Source organism: Candidatus Eisenbacteria bacterium, assembly GCA_016867495.1.
In the GTDB taxonomy this organism is placed as follows: Bacteria; Eisenbacteria; RBG-16-71-46; order CAIMUX01; family VGJL01; genus VGJL01.
In genome coordinates this window covers 1-1767 of sequence record VGJL01000351.1, presented here as the reverse complement: position 1 = coordinate 1767, position 1767 = coordinate 1, and the positions used below count along the sequence as shown (strand labels likewise).

Below are 1767 nucleotides of genomic sequence, written 5' to 3'. Positions count from 1 at the left end.
ATCGCGCGAGCCGAGGTTCCGGAGGATCCTGCACGGGGGAGTGATCGACTTCGGCAAGGCCGGGACGGAAGAGCGCGCCTACGGGCTCGCGTCGCCGGTCGGGCTCCGCCTCGGATTCGTCGGCGCGGAGGACGATCGCCGCACTTCGAACCTCAGCGCGCAGTATCCGCCGATCGAGCGGGACGAGAGGGTCTGGACCGGCCTCATCCGCCTGTTGCCGATCGAGGAGATCGCGCTCGATGCGGAGTGGTCAGGCGTCCACACGGAGTACCCCGCGGCGCACCAGCAGGACCCGCGGAAGCCGAGCGGCAAGCTGAACATCCTCGACGGAACCGCGGCGCGGGCGGGACTGAGCGCCTCGCTCGACCGCGGCGCGCTCGCGCTGCGGGGGAGGCTCCATCGGCTCCATGTCGGCGGCGACTTCGATCCGCTCTATGACGCGCTCAACTATGAGGCCAACCGCGAGGGATGGAGAGGACTGGTGGCGGCGAGCCTCCTCCAGTCGCCGGGCTCGGCGCGCGAGCGTGTCGGCGCGAGCTTCTTCTGGCGCGACGTGCGGGAGATCGACGCCCTCACATCGCCCGCCCTGGGTCGCGAAGAGTGGGCGATCTGGAGCGCTAGCCTCCGCGGGCGCCCGCTCGAAGACCTTCTTGCCGAGGCCCACTGGATCAGGAGGCGCAGAGTCGACCCCGGCCCATGGTCCCAGGGAAGCACGACCAACAGCATTGCTCTTGACATCCGCTTGGAAAAGTGGCCTATGCTCGAGCCGATGGTCCGGGTTGGGGCCATCAGGTCCCACCCCCCCTATGAGGATGCCGTAACTGTATGGCAGGCGTACGGTTCGGTCAGGATAGTGAACTAGATCACCGATCCTGGAAGACAAAGGGACAGAACTCCCGAATACTATTGAAATCAAGCGACGAAGAGTCGTAGACTTATTCCAGAGGCTCTATCAAGAGTCTTGGAAAGTTGACAGGTTGCTCATCTGAGGACGGCCTCGGATAGCAGGGGGATTGTAGCCATGAGACCCACATACCGAGCGGTTGTTCTTGTTGTCGCTGCCCTGGCGACCGGCACCATGACCGCCGGAGCGACACAGCTCTTCCTCGATGACTGGGGCATCTCGTACGGGCAATGGACCCCCAACGGCAACGCGCCGGAGAACGTGACCTGGGTGCTCGATGACTGGGTCGGAGGCGGAGATGGCTTCCTGGATCCTGGTTACGGCGGCCAGGAGTACGACGTCGAGGCCACCTATCTCGCATATGACAATTCATTTGCCTATATCGGGATCGTGACGGGCTTCCCGCTTGCCGGGCGCACCGGATGGAACGGCTACTACTACCAGCACTTCGCGGCTGGAGACATCGGGATCGACATGAACGACGACGATGTCTATGACTACGCCGTCGACACGAGCGCGGGCGGCGCGCTCCGTTGGGGTGACCTCGTGTGGCAGGATCCGCATCTTGCCGGCCAGCCCGCGTGGGGCGGCGCGGCCGATCCGCTCCTGGTCACGGCTTGGCAGAACAGCTCTCCGATCGAGGCCTTCCGTTATGGCGCGTTCGACGGGCGCTACTCGATCGAGGCGATCATCGATCGCGAGGCGCTGGGGTTCCTAAACGAGTCGATGATGATCCACTGGACCATGGGATGCGGCAACGACCTGGCGGAGGTCGACATGGCCGTCACCCCCGTTCCCGAGCCCGCGACCCTGATGCTGCTTGGCGGCGGGCTGATGCTGAGCGGCATCGCCGCGCGGTCGCG

1 protein-coding gene is annotated in these 1767 nt (G+C 65.1%); it reads left to right on the top strand.

Annotation, left to right across the window (positions count from 1 at the left end; translation table 11 throughout):
* Nucleotides 1-1021: 1021 nt before the first annotated feature.
* On the top strand, nucleotides 1022-1767 hold a 746-nt coding region (locus FJY88_14185; GenBank protein MBM3288476.1), incomplete at its 3' end, for a PEP-CTERM sorting domain-containing protein.